Below are 24,705 nucleotides of genomic sequence, written 5' to 3' on the forward strand. Positions count from 1 at the left end.
TTTTCTACCTGAAGGAGAGAGAAATGACGGCTACAGCCCCAGTGATAACCGTTGATGGACCAAGTGGCGCAGGCAAAGGCACCTTGTGCAAGGCGCTCGCCGAATCCCTTGGTTGGCGTTTGCTTGACTCAGGCGCGATTTATCGCGTACTGGCGTTGGCAGCGCTGCATCATCAGGTTGATATCACGTCTGAGGAGGCGCTGGTTCCACTGGCCGCACATCTCGATGTTCGCTTTATTGCCCAGGATGGCAAACTGCAGGTTATTTTGGAAGGTGAGGATGTCAGCAATGAAATCCGCACTGAAACCGTCGGCAATACCGCTTCACAGGCTGCGGCTTTCCCGCGTGTGCGTGAAGCCCTGTTGCGCCGCCAGCGGGCATTCCGTGAGGCCCCTGGCCTGATTGCCGATGGCCGCGACATGGGCACGGTGGTGTTCCCCGATGCACCGGTCAAGATTTTCCTGGACGCCAGTTCTGAGGAGCGTGCGCACCGCCGCATGCTACAGTTGCAGGAAAAGGGCTTTAATGTTAACTTTGAACGTCTTTTAGCCGAGATAAAGGAACGGGATGACCGTGACCGTAATCGGCCTATCGCGCCACTGGTGCCTGCTTCTGACGCCCTCGTGCTGGATTCAACCAGCATGTCGATTGACGAAGTCATCCAGCGTGCGCTGACTTATGCACATGAAGTTTTAGCGTTGCCGCAGCAGTAAGCGCGGCGGCGTTATTGGCTTTTTGTCATATTTGTCATGGTAGTATCGAACTATATCGGGTAAAATTTTACCCCTGTAACCTAAACCCTGTCGGCATGGAGCCAATGGCGGGGTATGTGAAACAACCCCATTCGGCGGGATGCTAAATGGACGTTAAACTATAGAACCCTGAAGATTAAACATGACTGAATCTTTCGCTCAACTCTTTGAAGAATCCCTGAAAACAATCGAAACCCGTCCGGGTTCCATCGTTCGTGGCGTTGTAGTTGCTATCGACAAAGACGTAGTACTGGTTGACGCCGGTCTGAAATCTGAGTCTGCCATCCCGGCTGAGCAATTCAAAAACGCACAGGGCGAGCTGGAAATCCAGGTAGGCGACGAAGTTGATGTTGCGCTGGACGCTGTTGAAGATGGCTTCGGTGAAACTCTGCTGTCCCGTGAGAAAGCTAAGCGTCACGAAGCTTGGATCACGCTGGAAAAAGCTTACGAAGAAGCTGAAACTGTCGTCGGTGTTATCAACGGCAAAGTTAAGGGTGGCTTCACTGTAGAGCTGAATGGTATTCGTGCGTTCCTGCCAGGTTCCCTGGTTGACGTGCGTCCAGTACGTGACACTCTGCACCTGGAAGGCAAAGAGCTTGAGTTCAAAGTCATCAAGCTGGACCAGAAACGCAACAACGTTGTAGTTTCTCGCCGTGCGGTTATCGAATCAGAGAACAGCGCAGAACGTGATCAACTGCTGGAAAACCTGCAGGAAGGCATGGAAGTTAAAGGTATCGTTAAGAACCTCACTGACTACGGTGCATTCGTTGATCTGGGCGGCGTAGACGGCCTGCTGCACATCACTGACATGGCTTGGAAACGCGTTAAGCATCCGAGCGAAATCGTCAACGTTGGCGACGAAATCACTGTTAAAGTGCTGAAGTTCGACCGCGAGCGTACTCGTGTTTCCCTGGGCCTGAAGCAACTGGGCGAAGATCCATGGGTTGCTATCGCGAAACGTTACCCAGAAGGCACCAAGCTGACTGGTCGTGTAACCAACCTGACTGATTACGGCTGCTTCGTGGAAATCGAAGAAGGCGTTGAAGGTCTGGTACACGTTTCTGAAATGGATTGGACCAACAAAAACATCCATCCGTCCAAAGTTGTTAACGTGGGCGATGTAGTGGAAGTTATGGTTCTGGACATCGATGAAGAACGTCGTCGTATCTCCCTGGGTCTGAAGCAGTGCAAAAACAACCCATGGCAGCAGTTTGCAGAAACCCACAACAAGGGCGACCGCGTTGAAGGTAAAATCAAGTCTATCACTGACTTCGGTATCTTCATCGGCCTGGACGGCGGCATCGACGGCCTGGTTCACCTGTCTGACATCTCCTGGAACGTTGCAGGCGAAGAAGCAGTTCGTGAATACAAGAAAGGCGACGAAATCGCAGCGGTTGTTCTGCAGGTTGACGCAGAGCGCGAGCGTATCTCCCTGGGCGTGAAGCAACTGGCTGAAGACCCGTTCAATAACTACCTGTCTATGAACAAGAAAGGTACTATTGTTACTGGTAAAGTCACTGCAGTTGACGCCAAAGGTGCTACAGTTGAATTAGCAGGCGGCGTAGAAGGTTACCTGCGTGCTTCTGAAGCCTCTCGCGACCGCATTGAAGATGCAACTCTGGTTCTGAATGTGGGTGACGACGTTGAAGCTAAATTCACCGGCGTTGACCGTAAGAACCGCGTAGTAAGCCTGTCCGTACGTGCTAAGGACGAAGCTGACGAGAAAGATGCAATCGCTACTGTTAACAGCAGCAGCAAGCAAGAAGAAAGCAACTTCTCTAACGCAATGGCTGAAGCTTTCAAAGCGGCTAAAGGCGAGTAATGACGGGGGGCGGTTTTTGACCGCCCCGATACGGTAGTTTAGCTGCAAAGCTTGGAGGAACTATGACCAAGTCTGAACTTATTGAAAGACTTGCTGGCCAGCAATCTCATGTACCGGCGAAAGCCGTTGAGGATGCAGTGAAAGAGATGCTAGAACATATGGCTGCTACGTTAGCCGATGGGGAACGCATCGAGATCCGCGGATTCGGCAGTTTTTCTCTTCACTACCGTGCTCCGCGTGTGGGCCGCAACCCGAAAACTGGTGATAAAGTTGAGTTGGACGGCAAGTACGTTCCTCACTTCAAGCCAGGCAAAGAGCTGCGTGACCGTGCCAATATCTATGGCTAGTCACTGACTACCCATAGAGTTGTTGCTTGTAAAGAAATATAAAACGGTGCCCTGGGGCGCCGTTTTTTTTTGCCTGTTATTTACTGGCGCGCTCTCGGCGCTTCTTGTGAGCTACGCCGCAGCATGCGGTTGGCCGCGTTAACGGCCGCTATTATTGTGCGGAGAGGATCGCGTACTGTCAGATTACCGATGGTGAGTATTGGCCAATGCGTAAACAATCCCGTGAAGTTGGCAGCCTGGATTGCTGCCTTATAGCGGGAGAACACCTATCAAAACCTCGTTGGATTTGGCGGCAAGTGCGGTTATCTGCGGCATTTTCCCGTTGCTCATCATGCCGAACTTACCCGATGTGCGCATCGCTCTGTGGGTGACCTTACCCGTTTGTCTCTGCCTGTGGGGGAGGGGCTGCGCAGGCCGATTCATGGCATGGGGGGCTTTGGGTTTTCTTTGGGCGGTATTCTCTGCCGGGACCCTGGTGAATCAAATCAATCGTCTGAGCCAGGGCCCGGTGGTGAGCGCCGTGGTTCAGGTTAGCAGTATTGCACTGGCTGGTGCGACACGAAAGCAGACGGTTATGCGTATCGAACAGCTCAATGGTCGATGGCTGGTACCTTCCATCGCTTTCTCGACTCTCTGGAAGCCCAAAGATCGCTCCTTGTGTGCCGGGCAACGTTGGCAGTTGCAACTGCGCTTGAGGCCGATACACGGCAATCTTAATGAAGGGGGTTTTGACCGCCAGCGTTGGGCCATGTCGCAGCGTCAACCGCTAACGGCGCAGGTGAAGAGCGCTGTAATCCTGGAACAAAACTGTGGTTGGCGGCAGAGGATGATCGCGCATGCCGAGAACAATATTGGCACTCTTCGCTATAAAGCGGTGCTGCTCGCGTTGGCATTTGGTGAGAGAGCTGCGCTGGAACCGACGTTAAGAACTTTGATGTTGAAAACCGGTATTGCTCACCTGATGGCTATTTCTGGGCTGCATGTGGCGATGGTAGCCATTTTGATTTGGGGTGTGCTGCGGGCGATGCAATTTTTTTTGCCGGCAAGGTTGATTGACTACCGCTTTCCGCTGATCGTCAGTTGGCTCGGTGCCTTAGGGTACGTTTGGTTGGCTGGCGCTCATCCACCGGCGCTAAGAACGGGGTTGGCGCTGACATTGTGGATGCTGTTACGCATACGCGGCATCCATTGCTCCTCCTGGCAAATCTGGTTGTGGTGCGTTGGCTTAATTCTGGTTTGCGATCCTCTGGCGGTACTATCCGACAGCTTCTGGCTCTCGGCCACTGCAGTATTCTGCCTGATTTTCTGGTTTGAATGGGTGCCGTTAAATCCCCGTTTTCGTTCGGGATGGCACTGGGCGCCATTGCGCTGGCTGCATATTCAGCTCGGCATTACGTTGCTATTGCTGCCCATGCAGGCCGGACTGTTTCATGGCCTGACACTTGGCTCCATACCGGCCAATCTTTGGGCGGTGCCCCTGGTTTCATTGATAACAGTGCCGTTAATCCTGCTGGCGGTGGTGGCTGGTATTTTCCCTGTGTTAAGTGCGGGACTATGGCGGTTGGCGGATTTTACATTGGCAGGGGTTTTTGCCCCATTACACTATCTGCAAATCGGCTGGGTCGATCTCGGTGCCGCGTCGTTGGCTGTCAGTCTTGCCGGTTGGTTACTGGTGATTTTTTGGCGTTTCCACTGGTGGCTGCGTTATGCAACGGCGCTGGTCACTTTGGCACTGTGTTGCGTTCTGTGGCGTGAAAGAGAAGCCCAATACCGTTGGCGTGTAGACATGCTGGACGTTGGGCATGGCCTGGCTATGGTGATCGAAAAGAACGGCCGGGCAATCTTGTATGACACCGGCCCCCGCTGGGGCACCGGTAGTGCTGCCGGTCGGAATATTTTGCCATTTCTTAACTGGCGAGGATTACCTGTGGAAGAAATTATTCTCAGTCACGATCATCTGGATCATATCGGTGGTCTTGAAGAGATACAGCGTGCATTCCCACAAGCCAGGGTAAGGAGTCCACGCCTCAATGCCGGCCACTTACCCTGTGTGGCAGGAGAGCGTTGGCAATGGCAATCGCTTCAGTTTCAAGTGCTGTGGCCACCAAAGGCGGTAAAATTGGCGGGGAATGATGATTCATGCGTCATCCGTATCGATGATGGTAAATATAGTTTGTTGCTGACGGGGGATGCAGAAAAAAGGACGGAGGCACAGTTGGTTAGATATCAACGCCCTTCATTGAGCGCTACTGTGTTACAGGTGCCACATCATGGCAGTAAAACCTCGTCTACCCCGCCTTTTTTGCGTGCGGTAGCGCCGAAAGCGGCAATAGCTTCGGCATCACGTTACAATAAATGGCGATTACCTGCGGTTAAAGTGGTCGCCAGATATCTGGCAAATGACATTCTTTGGCACGATACTTCGCGCTCCGGTCAGTTATCTGTACTTTTTTTCGACAACGATTGGCAAATTAATGGCTTTCGTGAACAATTAATGCCCCGTTGGTACCATCAGCGGTTTGGCGTAGAGGGTGATAATGAGTAAAATAGGCCGCTATTTCTTCCGATGCTGGTATTTGCATGATGAATGATAAAGATCTCTCCACTTGGCAGACTTTCCGTCGCCTCTGGCCGATGATCACACCTTTTAAGACCGGGCTGATCGTAGCGGCTATTGCGTTGGTACTGAACGCGGCCAGCGACGCCTTTATGTTGTCTTTGCTTAAACCTTTATTGGATGACGGTTTTGGGAAAACGCAAAGCAGCATTCTGCTGTGGATGCCATTGGCGGTAATTGGCCTGATGGTGGTGCGTGGCGCGACTGGCTTTGTCTCCAGCTACTGTATTTCATGGGTATCCGGCATGGTAGTGATGCATATGCGTCGCCGGCTGTTCGGCCACATGATGAGAATGCCGGTATCGTTCTTCGATCAGCAGTCTACCGGCACCTTGCTGTCACGAATCACCTATGATTCCGAACAGGTCGCTTCATCGTCTTCCAGCGCTCTGGTGACCGTGGTGCGTGAAGGGGCGTCGATAATCGCGTTGTTCACCATGATGTTCTACTACAGCTGGCAACTGTCGGTGATCCTGATCGTACTGGCACCTATTGTCTCTATTGCTATCCGCATTGTTTCCAAACGCTTCCGTAATATCAGCAAAAACATGCAGAACACCATGGGGCAGGTGACGACCAGCGCAGAGCAGATGCTGAAAGGCCATAAGGAAGTGTTGATTTTTGGCGGCCAGCAGGTTGAAACCGATCGCTTCAACTCAGTCAGCAACCGCATGCGCCAACAGGGCATGAAACTGGTTTCCGCATCCTCAATCTCTGATCCTATTATTCAGCTTATCGCTTCACTGGCGTTGGCCTTTGTGCTGTATGCCGCCAGCTTCCCAAGCGTGATGGCTACTCTCACCGCCGGTACCATCACCGTGGTGTTCTCGTCGATGATCGCCCTGATGCGTCCGCTGAAATCACTGACCAACGTTAATGCCCAGTTCCAGCGTGGGATGGCGGCGTGCCAGACTCTGTTCTCGATCCTGGATATGGAGCAGGAAAAAGATACCGGGACCCGTGAAGTTGCACGAGCCAAGGGCGATATCGAATTCCGTAACGTCACTTTCTACTACCCAGGGAAAGAAACGCCTGCGCTGCGTGATATCAATCTGAGTATTTCAGAGGGTAAAACGGTGGCGCTGGTGGGGCGTTCCGGCTCGGGCAAGTCAACCATCGCCAATCTGCTGACCCGTTTCTATGATGTCCAGGAAGGCGAGATCCTGATGGATGGTCACGATCTGCGCGAATACACTCTGGCATCACTGCGTGATCAGGTGGCCCTGGTTTCACAAAATGTTCATTTGTTCAATGACACTATCGCCAACAACATCGCTTACGCGCGTGAAGAACGCTATAGCCGCGAAGAGATAGAGAAGGCTGCGCGCATGGCCTATGCCATGGACTTCATTGAAAAAATGGAGAACGGCCTGGATACGGTGATCGGTGAGAACGGGGTGATGCTGTCCGGTGGTCAACGCCAGCGTATCGCTATTGCTCGCGCCTTGCTGCGTGACTGCCCGATACTGATCCTCGATGAAGCCACCTCGGCACTGGACACCGAATCGGAGCGTGCGATTCAGGCGGCGCTGGATGAATTACAGAAAAACCGTACTTCTCTGGTGATTGCGCACCGTCTGTCGACCATTGAGAAGGCTGATGAAATCCTGGTGGTTGAGGATGGTCGTATCGTTGAGCGTGGCGAACATGCTGCATTGCTCGAAAAGCAGGGGGCTTATGCCCAGCTTCATCGCATGCAGTTTGGTCAATAATGATCGAGCGCATCTGGTCAGGCAGTTCGCTGGTTTATTTGCTGTTGTTACCGCTGTCCTGGCTGTATGGCCTGGTCAGCGGTCTGATTCGGCTCAGCTACCGTTGCGGCCTGCGTAAAAGTTGGCGCGCACCGGTACCGGTTGTGGTGGTGGGGAACCTCACTGCCGGTGGCAACGGCAAAACCCCGATGGTGATCTGGCTGGTGGAACAGTTGCAGCAGCGTGGATACCGGGTGGGCGTGGTTTCTCGCGGTTATGGTGGTAAAGCAGAGGCTTATCCACTGTTACTAAACGCTGACACTACCACCCAGCAGGCAGGTGATGAGCCGGTGCTGATTTATCAGCGTACCGCTGCGCCAGTGGCCATCTCACCAAAGCGTTCTGAAGCGGTACAAGCGCTGCTTAAGCAGCAGCCACTTGACGTGGTGATTACCGATGACGGCCTGCAGCATTACGCTTTACAGCGTGATTTTGAACTGGTGGTGATCGATGGCGTTCGCCGCTTTGGCAATGGGTGGTGGCTGCCGGCAGGGCCGATGCGCGAACGTGCTTCGCGGCTGAATAGCGTTGACGCCCTGATTGCCAACGGGGGGGTGGCTCAGCCTGGTGAAATCGCCATGCGGTTGCAGGCGCGCGACGCGGTAAATGTTGCCAGCGGTGAGCGCCGGCCGGCAGTTGAACTGCCACACGTGGTAGCAATGGCCGGTATAGGCCATCCCCCGCGCTTCTTCGCCACATTGGAAAAACTGGGTGTAGCGGTCGAAAAGGAAGTGGCGTTTGCCGACCATCAGGAATATCAGCATGGCCCATTGGCGGCGCTGGTATCTTCAGAGCAAACGTTGTTGATGACCGAGAAAGACGCGGTTAAATGCCGCGCTTTTGCTCAGCCCAACTGGTGGTATTTACCCGTTGATGCGGTACTTCCCCCCGATCAGGCTGAGCAGTTGCTGCACAATATTGAAGCACTGCTGACAAAATAATTCACACTGCCAGCGCGTGAAGCCCCAGTGCTCGCGCGCAGGCGTCTATCGAACGCTGCTGCGTTTGCTGATACAACGTCAATTCATCGATCACTTCTGCCCCCAACGCCAGTTCAAATGCCGCCCTGCTTGAGGCTGCGTTGTACTGCGTGTGACCGCTGTCGCCCAAATTCGATTGGAAAATGCCTGCGGCACTGACCGGCAGAAAATCCTCATAGACCAGCGGCTGAAAGCGAATGTATTCCTGGGCGATCAGCTGTTCCAGCGTGCTGTGTTGATCCAGGGTTTCTTTAGCCGCCAGCCCACACTCGGTCGGAAAATAGCGGAACCAGGCCAACTGTTGCTCACGCAGGGTGGCATAGTCATCTGGAAACGCCTGGAAGTTTTCCGCCAGCAACTGATTGTAGCGGTCAGCATTTTTCTCGCTCGGCGGTGCCTGCAATGCGTCGTTGGTAGCCTGTAGCAGGCGATCGTACAGTGCACGGCCTTTGGTTGTCAGCGCGACACCGCGCTGTTCAATTTCGCCGAAGCGTGCAGTGTGGTGCCCGGCAACGGCGCTACCGTTATGTTCAACAAAGTCGACGTTTTCTTCCAGCGCTTTGAAACTGGTCTGGCGCAGCAGAATGGGGCGGCGACGTGGCGGCGGGCCTTCAATCACGGCTTTGGGAGTGATACCTCGGCCGGGCATGGCCTTTTGGACACGGTCGATATCGAGAGTGCGTGGCGTCAGATGGTTGATATGCGGGCCTTTAAAGGCCACTACGTCGGCGATCAGACGGTGCTGGTCGTGCAACTGCTGATATTCGGCTGCGCTAACCGTCGCCCGACTGTGCCAGCGGAAGGTTTCCAGCGCCTGTTCGACAAATTCATCAGCCTGACTGTCGTCCAGTCCGCCCTGAGCTTCTTGCAGTACAATCAGTTCAAGTGCCCGCTCAGTAAAGATGCGGCGACGAGCCAACAGGCGTTGCGCCAGCTCACGTAGCTCCGGGTTTTCAATCAGCTCCAGCCGCAATAAAGAGGTGAATACTCGGAATGGACTGATTTGCAGCGCATCCTCATGCTCTGCCCGAAATGCGGTAGAGTGAACCGGAACCCCGGCCACGGCCAGATCGTAATAGCCCACCGGTGACATACCCATCACGTTAAACAGCCGTCGCAGAGTGGACAGTTCCTCTGCGGTGCCCACCCTAATGGCTCCGTGGCGCTCCATGGCCAGTCGTTCGACTTCGCCGGTAATTTGTAATTGATGAGCCAATGCGGCGTCTTCGCGCAGGACCTGTCGGTTGGTTTCCGCCACCAGTTCGAGCAAATCGCCATACAGAGGTACCTCTTTCTGGTACATATCTGACATGGCGTGGGAGAATCTGGCGCGGATTTCATTCGGTGAGACGAACTGCTGGGCGGTCATGCGCATAGCTCCTTTATTCAGTATTATCTGAAAAATATCATTCTTGGCGGCAAACGTGCTGGTTGAGAGGCCATTCGCCTTGTTTTCACCTCAAGTTTAGCTAGGTCGATTAGGTTTTGTTATAGCCAGGCCAAGCATATTAGATTTTTATGCGTTAGCTCTCATTTGAACAGCGAATAATGGAAAATACGGCCATCCAGAAGGCAATGCCGCTAAGAGGTTTACGTAAAAAAAGATAAATTAATTCATTAGCAATCATGGATATAAAAGTAAATGTGGCGAAATGGTAAAAACATGGCAATAAACCTCTTGTGCAAAAGACAGATTTATGAGTAAATGCAAGTCGGCCTGTGATGCAGACCTATTTATGTTCGAGTTTAGAATTAAGCAGTTCCTCCAAAAACGTTATCATTTGATTCCGCTTCAAAGACGAACCTTCTAAGTACCTCCCATAAGTAATGTTTCCAAGAACGGCCAAAATTGCCTTATGGCAGGTTTTGTATATATTTAAAAGGTAAATAAGTAATGTCTAAGAAAACGGGTCAAGTGAAGTGGTTCAATGAAAGCAAAGGTTTTGGTTTTATTGAACAGAACGACGGTGGTAAAGATGTATTCGTACACTTCTCCGCAATCGCGACCGACGGTTTCAAAACTTTGGCTGAAGGCCAGCGTGTTGAGTACACCGTAGAAGACAGCCCGCGCGGGCCGGCTGCCGCCAACGTTGTTGCTCTGTAAATAAACAGGGAATAACGTAAAGAGAACTTAATACAACCATGATGAAGCGTTTGCGCTGAATCATTGCGGAAGATATTAAGTTCAACAAGCCCGCCATAGTGCGGGTTTTTTATTTTTTGCTCACGAGAGGTTTGTTACGAAAAACTTTAGGATGGGCTGGTAGCGTCCAACAATAATAAAAATGACGTTGTTAAGGATGCTCAAGTAAAAGGATATAAGTTATGTTTAAAAATACTGTGTTACAAATGGGCCGTGTGAAATGGTTTGATCAGGCTGCAGGCTATGGTTTTATTTCACCGGTAGATGGTAGCGACGAAATCTATGTAAGCCGTCGTTCTATCGCCAATACTAAAAATAAATCGTTAAACGAAGGTCAGAACGTTGAGTTCTCGATCTATCGCAGCTCCCACGGGCTGTCAGCGGCAGACGTTATCGCGTTCTGACCCACCCCCTTCCTCGCCAGTGCCGGTGCCGCCACCCCAAGCACTGGCGAAGATAAATTCCCCGATATCCACTATTATCAAGCGATTGCTCAATCACTTCGGATATCAGGATGAACACCCCGGTTATTTCTCTTACTGCCGCCCGTGCGATCCACCTTGCCGCACAGGGGCTGCTATCCCCGATGAAACGCAAAGCCAGGCCCGACGATGTGGTTGCCGCCATTGGACGTATGGGTTTACTGCAAATCGATACCATCAGCGTGGTTGCGCGCAGCCCCTACCTGGTTCTGTTCAGCCGTCTGGGCGACTACCAGCCGGAATGGCTGGAACAGGCACTGGCTGGCCGCCGGCTGTTCGAGTACTGGGCGCACGAGGCCTGCTTTTTACCCATTGAGGATTTTGGCCTGCTGCGTCACCGAATGCTGCAACCGCAGGGCATGGGTTGGAAGTACTCCGAAGAGTGGATGCAGGAACATCAGGCGGCGATAAATGCCCTGTTGCAACATATTGAAACCGCTGGGCCGGTGCGCTCGGCGGATTTTAGCGCCGAGAAGAAGGGCAACAGCGGCTGGTGGGATTGGAAGCCGGAAAAACGCCATCTCGAAATCCTGTTCACCGCCGGTAAATTGATGGTAGCCGAACGGCGCAATTTCCATCGCGTTTACGATCTGACGGAAAGATTATTACCTCACTGGGATGATAGCCGGGATGTATTATCTGTCGATGATGCACGACAGGAAATGCTAAGGCGCAGTTGTTGTTTCCTGGGGATCTTCAGAGCCGAATGGCTGGCGGATTACTACCGTTTGAAGCGAGTGGCGCCAAAAGCGCTACTGACGTCGTTACAACAGCAGGGCGAAGTGCTGCCCGTGCGGATCGACGGTTTGGACGGGGAATTTTACGTGCACCATTCGCTGGCGGCAGAGTTGCAACTGGCAGAACAAGGAGCGTTAAAATCCAGCGTGACCACTTTGCTTTCTCCGTTCGATCCGGTGGTTTGGGATCGTCGCCGTGCGCTGGAATTATTCAATTTTGATTACCGGTTGGAATGCTATACGCCGAAAGAAAAACGGCAGTATGGTTACTTTACGCTGCCGGTGTTGCAACGCGGTGAGTTGATTGGCCGCATCGATGCAAAAATGCATCGTCGGCAGGGTATTTTCGAAATCATCAGTTTCCACCCACAGGCCAAGGTTCGCTTTGGTAAACAACGTGTGCAGGATATTCGGCAGGCAATAACCCGCAGTGCAAAATGGCACGGTGCGTCACAGGTTATTTTGGGGGATATTCCGGCGGTGCTGGCCCTTGAGTGGGGCACTGGCTGGCAAGTGGAATAACGAACGGCGTTGTCGGCTTGGGTAAAACGAATGTTCAGCGCCGCTCGTTACAAGGGGGGCTCAGTTGCTGTAGTTGGCAAACAGGGCGATGATTTTATGAAGACGTTTGATCATGATAATGTCTTTTTTGTGACTTGCATCACAAAATTCTACGCCTGCGCCGGGGGCAATTCAATCCCCCTGGCAGATAAAAATGCCGCGACAAATACAGCCGGTGATTAACCTGGCGCATAGCGTTATGCTATCCTCACGCACTTTCCTGACGTTAAATCTCCACCCTGGAGGAAGCATGGATCACCGTTTACTCGAAATCGTTGCCTGCCCGGTCTGCACCGGTAAGCTTTATTTCAATAAAGAAAACCAGGAATTGGTCTGCAAAGTGGATGGCCTGGCCTATCCGTTGCGTGACGGCATTCCCGTGCTGTTGGAAAATGAAGCGCGAGCGCTGTCATTGGATGAGAAACACGCATGAGTTTTATCGCAATTATTCCAGCCCGTTATGCATCAACCCGTTTACCAGGTAAACCGCTGGCCGATATCCACGGCAAGCCGATGGTGGTGCATGTTATGGAACGTGCACGCGAGTCGGGCGCCAGCCGCGTTATTGTCGCGACCGATCATCCGGCAGTAGCCGAAGCGGTCAAAGCGGCAGGCGGTGAAGTCTGCATGACCCGGGCCGATCACAATTCCGGCACCGAGCGCTTGGCAGAGGTGATCGAGCATTATGGGTTCGCTGATGACGAAATCATCGTTAACGTTCAGGGTGATGAGCCACTGATCCCACCGGTGATTGTGCGTCAGGTGGCTGAAAATCTGGCGGGCAGTCAGGCCGGAATGGCCACCCTGGCGGTGCCTATCGAAAGCGCAGAAGAAGCTTTTAACCCCAATGCGGTCAAAGTGGTGATGGATGCACAGGGTTATGCGCTCTATTTCTCACGCGCCACCATTCCATGGGATCGCGAACGCTTTGCCCAATCGAAAGAAAGCATCGGCGACAGCCTGTTGCGTCACATAGGTATTTACGCCTATCGCGCCGGTTTTGTTCGCCGTTACGTTACCTGGGCGCCAAGCCAACTGGAGCAAATTGAGCTGCTGGAACAGTTGCGGGTGCTGTGGTACGGCGAAAAAATCCACGTGGCGGTTGCCAAGGCAATGCCGACCGTGGGTGTCGATACGCAGGAAGATTTGCAGCGCGTGCGCGACAGTATCAAAGGCTGAGCATTGAATGCCGGCGCGTCACGCAACGCGCCGGCAATATGATTTCCCTTCTTAATATCCCCATTTTGTTGATCTGCGTTGAAGAATTTTTCTGTTCAGCGTTCGATGATGTCAGCGTCTCTTCTTTTCCTCTTGAGGCCATTTCCTTATGGAGCAGTTACGCGCCGAACTGAGTATTGTGCTGGGTGAGTCCATCAGCCGGTTGGAACGCGTCAGCGAACAACCTTATGCCCACATGTATTCACTGTATGACCAACAGGGCCACGCGATCCCGCTGATGGCGAAAAGCTTTGTCTGCCAGGGCATCGCCCAACAAGAAGCTTACAAGCTGTCGATGCTGTCACGTGAAGGGGATATTCGCCTGCCGACGGTGTATGGCGTGGTCTATACCCACCAGGCACCCTATAAAGAAATCTTGTTGATCGAGCGCTTGCGTGGAGTATCCGTAGAGGCGCCGACGCGCACGCCGAACCGTTGGAATACGCTGATGGAGCAGATTGTCGATGGCGTATTGGCCTGGCACCGCATTGACAGTCATGGCTGCGTGGGCACGGTAGACAGCACCCAGGAGAACGACTGGTTCTGTTGGTATCAACAGCGGGTCGAAGTGCTATGGTCAACCTTGGGTAATCTCAACTCGCCGCTGCTGACGATGGATGATCGCCGCTTGTTGTATCGCACCCGTGAAGCATTGACCCACTTTTTTGTCGGCTTTGACGATCCTTGCGTATTGGTGCACGGTAACTTGTCGCTGCGCAGTATGTTGAAAGATCCGAAAAGCGATCAACTCTTGGCGATGCTTAACCCCGGAATGATGCTGTGGGCACCGCGTGAATATGAGTTATTCAGGTTATGTGAAGCGGGAATGCCGAGCCAGTTGCTGTTTTATTATTTGCAACGTGCGCCGGTAGCGGAGTCCTTCCTGATGCGGCGTTGGTTGTATGTGGTATGGGAGGCGGTAGGGCGGTTGATTCATACCGGCAAACTGGAGCGGCAGCCGTTTGACTATGCGTCCAAACAACTGCTGCCCTGGATTACCGGTTAACGCCGATCAGTCGACAGAGACTTCATCGGAGCCTTTCAGCCGTTGCCACAGGCTGCCCAGCGTTTCATACCAGGCCCGCTCGCTGTGGCCGAGGAACATCGCCGAAGGCACCACCCGATCCCAGATATTCAATCGTGAACTGATGGCCAACTGATTGGCCGGCGCCGGGATCGGGTGCAGCCCCTTGGCTTCAAAGAAGCGCATGGCGCGCGGTAAATGGTTGGCTGAAGTCACCAGAATAAACGGCTGCTGGCCGACCAGCTTCGACACCTGCAATGCCTCCTGCTCGGTATCCAACGGACGATCCAACAGCACGATATCACTGCGGGGGACTCCCAGGCTTTCCGCCACCTGCGCCGCGGTTGCCGCGTTACTCAGGGTTTTGGGACTCCCGGCGCCGGTAAACACCATTTTCGCCCCTGGATGGGCGAGATATAAGCGCACACCTTCCGTGACTCGCGGCAGGCTATTGCCGATCAGATTGGAACTGGGCGCCCAATCCGGATTAAAGGTATAGCCGCCGCCCAGCACCACGATATAATTCACCGGGTCATTGCCACGATAGGTGACATACTCAGATTCTATCGGGCGCAGTAACCTGTCGGCCACCGGCTGCAGGCTGAAAAGCAGTAAAAACAGCCAGCTCAGCGTGAAAATGACCTTGCCGCTTTTTTGCCAACGGGTGAACCACAGCAGTAACAGCGCCAGTCCCATCAGCAGCAACAGCGCGGGCAACGGCATTAAAATGGCACCAATGAACTTTTTCAGGTTAAACAGCATCAAAAATCAGGTCCTTTTGGGCGAAAAAACGACATCCGGGCACAATCAGGCCGCAAGAAGATTCATTCTAAGCCAGTCTGTGCCAAAATAGCAGGTTTGAATGGGCTGGTACTTTGCCCCCAGCCGGATAAGATCAGCGGAGCCGTTGTCCATGCAGGATCGCAATTTTGACGATATTGCTGAAAAGTTTGCGCGTAATATTTACGGCACCACCAAAGGGAAAATCCGCCAGGCTGTGGTTTGGCAGGATCTGACCACGCTGTTGGCCCAGTTGCCGCAGCGGCCGCTGCGCATTCTGGATGCCGGCGGTGGCGAAGGCCATATGGCCTGCCAATTGGCAGAATTAGGACATCAGGTGTTGTTGTGCGATCTTTCTGGTGAGATGATCCAACGCGCCGCGTTGCTGGCTGAGCAGAAAGGTGTGAGCCAGAACATGCAATTCATACAAAGTTCAGCCCAGGATATTGGTCAACACTTGGAACAGCCGGTTGATCTGATATTGTTCCATGCGGTGCTTGAATGGATCGCCGAACCTGAGGCTGCGCTGCAGGCGTTATTTAATTGCCTGTTGCCGGGTGGCGCACTGTCATTGATGTTCTTTAACGCCAATGGCCTCTTGATGCGTAACGTGGTGTTGGGTAATTTCCAACTGGTGAACCCAGAGGTCAGAAGACGCAGAAAGCGTTCGCTGTCGCCGCAGTACCCGCATAGTCCACCGCAGGTGTACGGCTGGCTGGAACAGTTGGGCATGCGCATCAGCGGGAAAACCGGCGTGCGGGTGTTCCACGATTATCTGCAGAGCAGGCAGTTACAGACACAAAAATTTGAAGAGTTACTGGCGCTTGAACAGCACTATTGCCGGCAGGAGCCGTACGTGAGTTTGGGGCGCTATATTCACGTCATGGCGCATAAACCAAACCTGAAGGACGAACTATGAGTGAATTTTCCCAGACAGTACCCGAACTGGTCGCCTGGGCACGGAAAAATGATTTCTCTATTTCGCTCCCTACGGAGCGTCTCGCGTTTTTGCTTGCTATCGCCACTTTGAACGGCGAGCGGCTGGACGGCGAGATGAGCGAAGGTGAGCTGGTTGATGCATTTCGCCATGTCAGCAAGGGTTTCGAACAGACGCATGAAACGGTGGCCGTGCGCGCCAACAATGCGATTAACGACATGGTGCGCCAGCGCCTGTTAAACCGTTTTATCAGCGAACTGGCGGACGGTAACGCGATTTACCGTCTGACGCCGCTGGGCATCGGTATCACCGATTACTATATCCGTCAGCGCGAATTCTCCACGCTGCGTTTGTCGATGCAGTTGTCAATTGTGGCGCAGGAGCTCAAACGCGCCGCCGACGCCGCCGATGAGGGCGGTGACGATTTCCACTGGCACCGCAACGTGTTTGCACCGCTGAAATATTCGGTGGCGGAAATCTTCGACAGTATCGATTTGACCCAGCGAATTATGGATGAACAACAGCAGGGCGTGAAGGACGACATCGCAGCGCTGCTGAACAAAGACTGGCGTGCGGCGATCTCCAGCTGTGAGATGCTGCTGTCCGAAACCTCGGGCACCCTGCGCGAACTGCAGGATACGCTGGAGGCAGCGGGCGATAAACTGCAGGCCAACCTGTTGCGAATTCAGGATGCCACGCTGGGTGGTGCGGAACTGGGCTTTATCGACAAACTGGTGTTCGATCTGCAAAGCAAGCTCGACCGCATTATCAGTTGGGGCCAGCAGGCGATTGACCTGTGGATTGGCTACGACCGCCACGTGCATAAATTTATCCGTACCGCGATCGACATGGACAAGAACCGGGTGTTCGCCCAGCGTTTGCGTCAGTCGGTGCAAAACTATTTCGACAACCCATGGACACTGACCCATGCCAATGCCGACCGTCTGCTGGATATGCGAGACGAAGAACTGGCGCTGCGCAGCGAGGAAGTGACCGGGGAACTGCCGCCGGATCTGGAGTTCGAAGAGTTCAGCGAAATCCGTGAGCAACTGGCGGCAATGATCGAACAGGCACTGAAGATTTATCAGGAACAACAGATGCCGCTCAATTTAGGGGCGGTAATGCGCGATTATCTGGCGCAATATCCGCGTGCTCGTCATTTCGATGTGGCACGTTTAGTGGTCGACCAGGCAGTGCGCCTTGGTGTGGCTGAAGCAGATTTTTCAGGGTTGCCGGCACAGTGGCAGGCAATCAATGATTACGGAGCCAAGGTCCAGGCCCATGTCATCGACAAATATTGAACAAATAATGCCAGTCAAGCTGGCCAAGGCATTGTCTAACGCGCTGTTCCCGGCGCTGGACAGCCAACTGCGTGCGGGTCGTCACATCGGTATCGATGAACTGGACAACCACGCCTTCTTAATGGATTTCCAGGATGAACTGGAAGAATTCTACACCCGCTACAGCGTAGAGCTGATCCGCGCGCCGGAAGGATTCTTCTATCTGCGTCCACGCTCTACCACGCTGATCCCGCGTTCGGTGCTGTCCGAGCTGGATATGATGGTGGGGAAAATCCTGTGCTATCTGTATCTCAGCCCGGAACGTCTGGCGCATGAGGGCATTTTCAGCCATCAGGAGCTGTACGACGAGCTGCTGAGCCTGGCGGACGAGAGCAAATTGCTGAAGTTCGTTAATCAGCGTTCGACCGGCTCGGATCTCGATCGCCAGAAGCTGCATGAAAAAGTACGTACTTCACTGAACCGTCTGCGTCGTTTGGGCATGGTCTATTTCATGGGCAACGACAGCAGCAAGTTCCGTATTACCGAGGCGGTGTTCCGCTTTGGCGCCGATGTGCGCAGCGGTGACGATCCGCGTGAAGCGCAGTTGCGTATGATCCGCGACGGCGAAGCAATGCCGGTTGAAAACAGCCTGTTGCTGAATGATGAGAGCGATGCGGAAGACTCGCCGCTTGATACCACACCGGACAGTGCAGAGGATGAACAGGAATGATTGAACGCGGTAAATTTCGCTCGCTGACGTTGGTTAACTGGAACGGCTTCTTTGCCCGCACCTTTGATCTCGATGAGTTGGTGACCACGCTGTCCGGCGGTAACGGGGCAGGGAAATCCACCACCATGGCGGCCTTCGTCACTGCGCTGATCCCCGATTTGACGCTGTTGCACTTTCGTAACACCACCGAAGCCGGTGCCACCAGTGGCTCTCGCGACAAAGGCTTGCACGGTAAACTGCGCGCCGGGGTGTGTTATTCGACCCTCGACGTGCTCAACTCGCGCCACCAACGCGTGGTAGTTGGTGTTCGTCTGCAGCAGGTTGCCGGCCGTGACCGCAAGGTAGACATCAAGCCGTTCGTTATCCAGGGCCTGCCGACGGCGGTGCAGCCGACGGAACTGCTGACCCAAACGGTGGGCGAGCGCCAGGCACGCGTGCTGTCGCTGCAGGAACTGAAAGATCGCGTTGAAGAGATGGAAGGGGTGCAGTTCAAGCAGTTTAACTCCATCACCGATTACCACTCATTAATGTTCGATCTGGGCGTGATCCCTAAACGCCTGCGTTCATCGTCCGATCGCAGCAAGTTCTATCGTCTGATTGAAGCCTCGCTGTACGGCGGTATCTCCAGCGCCATCACCCGCTCGCTGCGTGACTACCTGTTGCCGGAAAACAGCGGCGTGCGCAAGGCATTCCAGGATATGGAAGCGGCGCTGCGTGAAAACCGCATGACGCTCGAAGCGATCCGCGTGACCCAATCCGACCGCGACCTGTTCAAACATTTGATTTCCGAGGCCACCTCTTACGTGGCGGCGGACTACATGCGTCATGCCAATGAGCGGCGCATTCATCTGGACGGGGCACTGGCGCTGCGTAACGATCTGCTGGGCAGCCGCAAACAGTTGGCCGCCGAGCAATACCGTCATGTGGAAATGGCGCGTGAACTGGCGGAGCAGAGCGGTGCGGAATCCGATCTGGAAACCGATTATCAGGCCGCCAGCGATCACCTGAATCTGGTTCAAACGGCGATGCGTCAGCAGGAAAAGATCGAGCGTTATGAAGGCGATCTGGAAGAGCTGACCTACCGACTGGAAGAACAGAATGAAGTAGTTGCGGAGGCCAGCGAACAGCAGGCCGAAAACGAAGCGCGTGCCGAGGCAGCCGAACTGGAAGTGGATGAGCTGAAAAGCCAACTCGCCGACTACCAGCAGGCGCTCGACGTGCAGCAGACCCGCGCCATTCAATATCAGCAGGCGTTGCAGGCACTGGATCGCGCACGCACGTTGTGCCAACTGCCAGAACTGACCGCCGAAAATGCCGAACACTGGCTGGATACTTTCCAGGCGCGCGAGCAGGAAGCGACAGAAGCACTGCTGATGCTCGAGCAAAAACTTAGCGTGGCCGACGCCGCGCACGGCCAGTTTGAACAGGCATATCAGCTGGTGGGTAAAATCGCCGGCCAGGTCAGCCGCAGTGAAGCCTGGCAGTGCGCGCGCGAATTGCTGCGCGACTGGCCATCACAGCAACACCTTGCCGAACGCGTGCAACCTTTGCGTATGCGCCTGAGCGAGCTGGAACAGCGTCTGCGCTCCCAGCAGGATGCCGAGCGTCTGTTGCAGGAATTCTGTAAGCGCCATGGCCAGCAGTATCAGCCGGACGAACTTGATGCCCTGCAACAAGAGCTGGAAGAGCGTCTGGAATCGCTGTCGCAGGGTGTTAGCGATGCCGGCGAGCGTCGGATGGAAATGCGCCAGGAGCTGGAGCAAATTCAGCAACGCATCCGCGAACTGACAACCCGTGCCCCTATTTGGTTGGCAGCGCAGGATGCTCTGAGCCAGCTTGGCGAGCAGAGTGGCGAAGCGCTTGAAAGCAGCCAGCAGGTGACGGAGTACATGCAGCAACTGCTGGAGCGCGAACGTGAAACTACCGTTGAGCGCGACGAAGTGGCTGCCGGTAAACGTGCCGTTGAAGCGCAAATTGAACGTCTCAGCCAGCCTGGCGGTGCCGAAGATCAGCGTCTGGTCACGCTGGCCGAACGTTTTGGTGGCGTGCTGCTGTCTGAAATCTATGACGACGTCACCATCGACGATGCACCGTACTTCTCCGCCTTGTACGGCCCGTCGCGCCACGCCATTGTGGTGCCGGATCTGTCGCTGGTACGCGAGATGCTGGAAGGGTTGGAAGACTGTCCGGAAGATCTCTATCTGATCGAGGGGGATCCGCAGTCGTTCGATGACAGCGTATTCGCCGTCGAAGAACAAGACCGCGCGGTGTTGGTTAAAACTGCCGAACGCCAGTGGCGTTACTCGCGTTACCCGGCAGTGCCGTTGTTTGGCCGTGCCGCACGTGAGAATCGCCTGGAAATATTGCATGCTGAGCGGGAAAAGTTGGCAGAGCGTTATGCCACCCTGTCGTTCGACGTGCAGAAAACCCAGCGTTCGCACCAGGCCTTCAGCCGCTTTATCGGTAACCATCTGGCGGTAGCCTTTGACGCCGATCCGGAAGCGGAGATCCGTGGCCTCAATACCCGCCGTGGTGAAATCGAGCGTGCGCTGAATAACCATGAAGCGCAGAACCAGCAGCAGCGCCAGCAATACGATCAGGCGAAAGAGGGCATTTCTGCACTTAACCGTCTGACACCGCTGGTTTCATTGCTAAACGATGAAACCCTGCAGGATCGGGTGGAAGAAATCCGTGAGGAGCTGGAAGAGGCGCAGGATGCCGCGCGTCATATTCAGCAGCACGGCGTTTCCCTGACCAAGCTGGAGCCGCTGCTGTCGGTGCTGCAGAGCGATCCGCAGCAGCATGAGCAGTTGCAACAGGATTACACTCAGGCGCAGAGCGTGCAGCGTCAGGCCAAGCAGCAGGCGTTTGCCCTGATTGAAGTGGTGCAGCGTCGCGCGCACTTCAGCTATACCGACTCTGCCGGTATGCAAAATGCCAATAACGATCTCAACGACAAGCTGCGCCAGCGTCTGGAGCATGCGGAAGCGGAACGTACCCGTGCCCGTGAGCAGCTGCGCCAGTATCAGACCCAGTTTACCCAGTACAGCCAGGTGCTGGCATCGCTGAAAAGCTCGTATGACGCCAAGCGCGACATGCTCAAAGAGCTGAGTCAGGAACTGGTAGACATCGGTGTGCAGGCGGATGCCAACGCCGAGGCCCGTGCGCGCACCCGTCGTGATGAATTGCATGCGGGCCTGAGCACCAACCGCGCACGCCGTAACCAACTGGAAAAACAGCTGACCTTCTGCGAAGCAGAAATGGACAGTCTGCAGAAGAAACTGCGCAAGCTGGAGCGCGACTATTATCAGCTGCGTGAGCAGGTGGTGACCGCCAAAGCAGGTTGGTGCGCCGTGATGCGCCTGGTGAAAGACAATGGCGTTGAACGTCGTCTGCACCGCCGCGAACTGGCCTATATGGACGGTGACGAGCTGCGCTCAATGTCGGATAAGGCGCTCGGTGCGCTGCGTCTGGCGGTGTCGGATAACGAACATCTGCGCGACGTTCTGCGCCTGTCGGAAGATCCCAAGCGCCCGGAACGCAAAATCCAGTTCTATATTGCGGTCTATCAGCATCTGCGCGAGCGTATTCGTCAGGATATCATTCGTACCGACGACCCGGTTGAAGCCATCGAACAGATGGAGATCGAACTGGGCCGCCTGACCGAAGAGTTGACCGCACGTGAGCAGAAGCTGGCAATCAGTTCCAAGAGCGTGGCGAACATCATTCGCAAAACCATCCAGCGTGAACAGAACCGTATTCGCATGCTCAACCAGGGCCTGCAGGCGGTTTCCTTCGGGCAGGTGAAGAGCGTGCGATTGAACGTCAACGTGCGTGAAGCGCATGCGACGCTGCTGGACGTGCTTTCCGAGCAACAGGAACAGCATCAGGACCTGTTCAACAGCAACCGACTGACCTTCTCGGAGGCCTTGGCCAAACTGTATCAGCGTCTGAACCCGCAGATTGACATGGGGCAACGCACGCCACAGACCATCGGCGAAGAGCTGCTGGATTACCGCAACTACCTGGAGCTGGAAGTGGAAGTCTTCCGCGGCTCCGACGGTTGGCTGCGTGCCGAGAGTGGCGCGTTGTCTACCGGGGAAGCGATCGGTACCGGGATGTCGATTCTGGTTATGGTGGTACAGAGCTGGGAAGAAGAGTCTCGCCGCCTGCGCGGTAAGGATATTTCCCCATGCCGCCTGCTGTTCCTCGATGAAGCGGCGCGACTGGATGCCAAATCCATCGCCACGCTGTTCGAGCTGTGCGACCGTCTGGAAATGCAGCTGATCATCGCGGCACCGGAAAATATCAGCCCGGAAAAAGGCACGACTTATAAGCTGGTGCGTAAAGTGTTCCAGAATCATGAACATGTACACGTAGTGGGGCTGCGCGGTTTTGCCAATGAGCCGCCGGTTCTGGGTATTACTGCGGCAGAAACGCCGTAAACGCAAAAAAAGCCCGCTAATAATCTGAAAATAGCCGCCCTGGGGTGGCTATTTTTTTGTGCGGGAGGATGATAGTCCTGCTTTTTTCTGTGCCGAAAACCGGGTAGCCTAATGAAATAACAGTTATTCATAGGCAGCAAAGGGCAAAATGGCTTTTCTATTCGTATACTGAAACTAATAAGTTGTCTTGGTTATATTTTTTGTGAGCATACAGGGGGCAATGGATGTTGCTTAGAAATGGAAACACTGTGCGGCGTCTGGCGTTAAGTTGCGCAATCGCATGTGGTCTTGCGTCGTCGTTACCCGTATGGGCAACCGTTCCTGCGTTTCCGGTGGCGTCATCCGGCATGTCAGTTGCGCAAAGCCGTTCGGAACTGCTTGCGGCATTGCCGAAGGGCATTACACCCTATTATCTTTCGACGCTGGCTCCTTTGTACGCGGCGAACCGGATGCAATTGATGTGGCAGGATCGCGAAGCGGTTCAGCAATTTCAGCAGCAACTGGCCGAATTGGCGATGTCCGGCGTACAGCCGCAGTTTACCCAATGGGTGAAGCTGTTGACCAACCCGGCGATTACCGACGTGGCGCGCGATGTGGTGCTGTCTGATGCGATGCTGGGCTATTTACAGTTTGTTTCGTCCATCGGTGCCAACGGTAATAATTGGCTGTACAGCAACATTCCCTACAAGCTTGGTCTGCCACCCAATACGGTGATTAACCAATGGCAATTGGCGCTGCGTCAGGGCAAGACTCTGGCTTATGTCAATACGCTGGCACCGCAGCACCCGCAATACGCCAAGATGCATCAGGCCCTGCGGGATATGCTGGCCGATGGCCGTCCGTGGCCGCAAATGGCCAATGGTCCAAGCCTGCGTCCGGATCAACTGAGTAGTGATATTCCTGCCTTGCGTGAGATCCTGGCGCGTAACGGCATGCTGACGCCTTCTACGGCACCGGTGGAAGCGCAGGATCCCCCTGCGGTATTGACCGGTTCGCGTAATGAGCCTGACGACGGTGGCCTGTCAGTAGATGAAGAAAAAAGTCGTGACAGTCAGAGTGCCGTTGTCAGCCCGGCCGCCGCCCCGGTGAAAGATCTCGTCCCAACGCCGCAATCGCCTTTTTCGCAGCAGTCAGAAAGCCCGGTGACCGTTACTGATAATCGCTATACTCCCGACCTGGTGGAGGGTGTTAAGCGTTTCCAGAAATGGCAGGGTCTGAGTGCTGACGGCGTTATTGGCGTGCGCACTCGCGAGTGGCTTAACGTAACGCCGCAAATGCGAGCCTCGTTGTTGGCGCTGAATATCCAGCGGTTACGCATACTACCCGGCCATGTCGATACCGGTATTATGGTTAACATTCCTAACTACTCGTTGACCTACTACCAAAACGGCAATGAAGTGCTTTCCTCTCGGGTGATCGTGGGTCGGCCTAGCCGCAAGACGCCGTTGATGAGCAGCGCATTGAATAATGTGGTGGTGAACCCGCCGTGGAACGTACCGACTACGCTGGTGCGTGAAGATATCGTGCCGAAGGCGATGCGTGACGGCAGCTACTTCCAGAAGCATGGCTATACCGTGCTCTCGGGGTGGAGCAACGATGCCGAGGTGATTAATCCGGCAATGATCGACTGGAGTATGATTTCGCCTCGTAATTTCCCATATCGGATCCGTCAGGCTCCGGGAGCGACCAACTCATTGGGGCGTTTTAAATTCAACATGCCGAGTTCGGACGCTATCTATCTGCACGACACGCCCAACCATAATCTGTTCCAGAAAGACATCCGCGCCTTAAGTTCCGGCTGTGTTCGGGTCAACAAGGCATCGGATTTGGCGAATATGCTGCTGCAGGATGCCGGCTGGAACAACACCCGTGTTTCTTCCACCTTGAAACAGGGGAATACCACCTTCGTAAATATCCGCCAGCATATTCCGGTTAAATTGTATTATTTAACCGCCTGGGTCTCTGATGATGGAAAACCACAATTCCGCACAGATATTTACAATTATGATGACACGGTGAGATCGGGCGCACAAATTTTGGCTCAGGCCGAAAAATTAATGCAATAAATGCAGTAATTATAAATAAATAACGGTCAGAAT

20 protein-coding genes are annotated in these 24,705 nt (G+C 54.2%); 18 read left to right on the forward strand and 2 right to left on the reverse strand.

Annotated elements, in window-relative coordinates:
- Window positions 1-23 precede the first annotated feature (23 nt).
- From cmk to lpxK, 6 genes are all read left to right on the forward strand, one after another.
- Window positions 24-713, forward strand: coding sequence for a (d)CMP kinase (cmk, locus tag ACSOSI_RS09050; RefSeq protein WP_012006138.1), 690 nt, complete (start codon window positions 24-26; stop codon window positions 711-713).
- Window positions 714-894: 181 nt separating this feature from the next.
- Window positions 895-2,574 (forward strand): 30S ribosomal protein S1, encoded by a 1,680-nt coding sequence (gene rpsA / locus ACSOSI_RS09055; RefSeq protein ID WP_012006139.1) that lies wholly within the window; start codon window positions 895-897, stop codon window positions 2,572-2,574.
- 62 nt (window positions 2,575-2,636) lie between these two features.
- Window positions 2,637-2,921 (forward strand): integration host factor subunit beta, encoded by a 285-nt coding sequence (ihfB, locus tag ACSOSI_RS09060; protein WP_004942652.1) that lies wholly within the window; start codon window positions 2,637-2,639, stop codon window positions 2,919-2,921.
- A 331-nt stretch (window positions 2,922-3,252) separates the two neighbouring features.
- Window positions 3,253-5,466 (forward strand): ComEC family protein, encoded by a 2,214-nt coding sequence (locus tag ACSOSI_RS09065; RefSeq protein ID WP_476707262.1) that lies wholly within the window; start codon window positions 3,253-3,255, stop codon window positions 5,464-5,466.
- A 35-nt stretch (window positions 5,467-5,501) separates the two neighbouring features.
- A complete protein-coding gene (gene msbA / locus ACSOSI_RS09070; protein ID WP_135344437.1) occupies window positions 5,502-7,250 on the forward strand; it encodes a lipid A ABC transporter ATP-binding protein/permease MsbA in 1,749 nt (582 codons plus the stop codon).
- Window positions 7,250-8,230 carry a tetraacyldisaccharide 4'-kinase gene (lpxK, locus tag ACSOSI_RS09075; protein WP_017892279.1) on the forward strand — a complete coding sequence of 327 codons (981 nt, stop codon included), beginning with the start codon at window positions 7,250-7,252 and terminating at the stop codon, window positions 8,228-8,230. The genes msbA and lpxK overlap by 1 nt, the downstream gene beginning before the upstream one ends.
- A 1-nt stretch (window position 8,231) precedes the next feature.
- Here lpxK and hglS read toward each other — a convergent pair whose 3' ends face one another.
- Window positions 8,232-9,638 carry a 2-oxoadipate dioxygenase/decarboxylase HglS gene (gene hglS / locus ACSOSI_RS09080; protein ID WP_476706931.1) on the reverse strand — a complete coding sequence of 469 codons (1,407 nt, stop codon included), beginning with the start codon at window positions 9,636-9,638 and terminating at the stop codon, window positions 8,232-8,234.
- A gap of 525 nt (window positions 9,639-10,163) precedes the next feature.
- On the opposite strand from hglS, the gene cspE reads away from it, so the two are divergent.
- From cspE to ACSOSI_RS09115, 7 genes are all read left to right on the forward strand, one after another.
- Window positions 10,164-10,373 carry a transcription antiterminator/RNA stability regulator CspE gene (cspE, locus tag ACSOSI_RS09085; protein ID WP_004717375.1) on the forward strand — a complete coding sequence of 70 codons (210 nt, stop codon included), beginning with the start codon at window positions 10,164-10,166 and terminating at the stop codon, window positions 10,371-10,373.
- A gap of 221 nt (window positions 10,374-10,594) precedes the next feature.
- Window positions 10,595-10,816: a cold-shock protein gene (locus ACSOSI_RS09090; protein ID WP_006320799.1), complete on the forward strand. Its 222-nt coding sequence runs from the start codon at window positions 10,595-10,597 to the stop codon at window positions 10,814-10,816.
- A gap of 110 nt (window positions 10,817-10,926) precedes the next feature.
- Window positions 10,927-12,153 carry a winged helix-turn-helix domain-containing protein gene (locus ACSOSI_RS09095; RefSeq protein WP_476706932.1) on the forward strand — a complete coding sequence of 409 codons (1,227 nt, stop codon included), beginning with the start codon at window positions 10,927-10,929 and terminating at the stop codon, window positions 12,151-12,153.
- A 30-nt stretch (window positions 12,154-12,183) separates the two neighbouring features.
- A complete protein-coding gene (locus tag ACSOSI_RS09100) occupies window positions 12,184-12,375 on the forward strand; it encodes a hypothetical protein (RefSeq protein ID WP_261129829.1) in 192 nt (63 codons plus the stop codon).
- A 67-nt stretch (window positions 12,376-12,442) separates the two neighbouring features.
- Window positions 12,443-12,625 (forward strand): Trm112 family protein, encoded by a 183-nt coding sequence (locus ACSOSI_RS09105; RefSeq protein WP_012006145.1) that lies wholly within the window; start codon window positions 12,443-12,445, stop codon window positions 12,623-12,625.
- The gene (kdsB, locus tag ACSOSI_RS09110; RefSeq protein ID WP_012006146.1) at window positions 12,622-13,371 is read left to right on the forward strand and encodes a 3-deoxy-manno-octulosonate cytidylyltransferase; all 750 of its coding nucleotides are present in this window, start codon (window positions 12,622-12,624) and stop codon (window positions 13,369-13,371) included. Before ACSOSI_RS09105 ends, kdsB begins: the two co-directional genes overlap by 4 nt.
- Window positions 13,372-13,519: 148 nt before the next feature.
- Window positions 13,520-14,416, forward strand: a complete 897-nt coding sequence (locus ACSOSI_RS09115; protein ID WP_017892282.1) for a YcbJ family phosphotransferase — start codon at window positions 13,520-13,522, stop codon at window positions 14,414-14,416.
- 6 nt (window positions 14,417-14,422) lie between these two features.
- Here the strand turns inward: ACSOSI_RS09115 and elyC are convergent, their stop codons facing one another.
- A complete protein-coding gene (elyC, locus tag ACSOSI_RS09120) occupies window positions 14,423-15,196 on the reverse strand; it encodes an envelope biogenesis factor ElyC (protein WP_017892283.1) in 774 nt (257 codons plus the stop codon).
- Between the two features lie 151 nt (window positions 15,197-15,347).
- On the opposite strand from elyC, the gene cmoM reads away from it, so the two are divergent.
- The 5 genes from cmoM to ldtD all read left to right on the forward strand — a co-directional run bounded on the left by cmoM (window position 15,348) and on the right by ldtD (window position 24,672).
- On the forward strand, window positions 15,348-16,133 hold the full coding sequence (gene cmoM, locus ACSOSI_RS09125) for a tRNA uridine 5-oxyacetic acid(34) methyltransferase CmoM (protein WP_012006149.1): 786 nt from the start codon (window positions 15,348-15,350) through the stop codon (window positions 16,131-16,133).
- Entirely contained in the window at window positions 16,130-17,452 is a 1,323-nt protein-coding gene (mukF, locus tag ACSOSI_RS09130) for a chromosome partition protein MukF (protein WP_012006150.1), read from the forward strand. The genes cmoM and mukF overlap by 4 nt, the downstream gene beginning before the upstream one ends.
- Complete coding sequence (gene mukE / locus ACSOSI_RS09135; protein ID WP_012006151.1) at window positions 17,433-18,161, forward strand: chromosome partition protein MukE; 729 nt, start codon at window positions 17,433-17,435, stop codon at window positions 18,159-18,161. Before mukF ends, mukE begins: the two co-directional genes overlap by 20 nt.
- Entirely contained in the window at window positions 18,158-22,606 is a 4,449-nt protein-coding gene (gene mukB, locus ACSOSI_RS09140; protein ID WP_017892285.1) for a chromosome partition protein MukB, read from the forward strand. The genes mukE and mukB overlap by 4 nt, the downstream gene beginning before the upstream one ends.
- A 224-nt stretch (window positions 22,607-22,830) precedes the next feature.
- A complete protein-coding gene (gene ldtD / locus ACSOSI_RS09145; protein ID WP_476706933.1) occupies window positions 22,831-24,672 on the forward strand; it encodes a L,D-transpeptidase in 1,842 nt (613 codons plus the stop codon).
- The last annotated feature ends 33 nt before the right edge of the window (window positions 24,673-24,705 follow it).

It is taken from the genome of Serratia sp. AR11 (assembly GCF_056376275.1).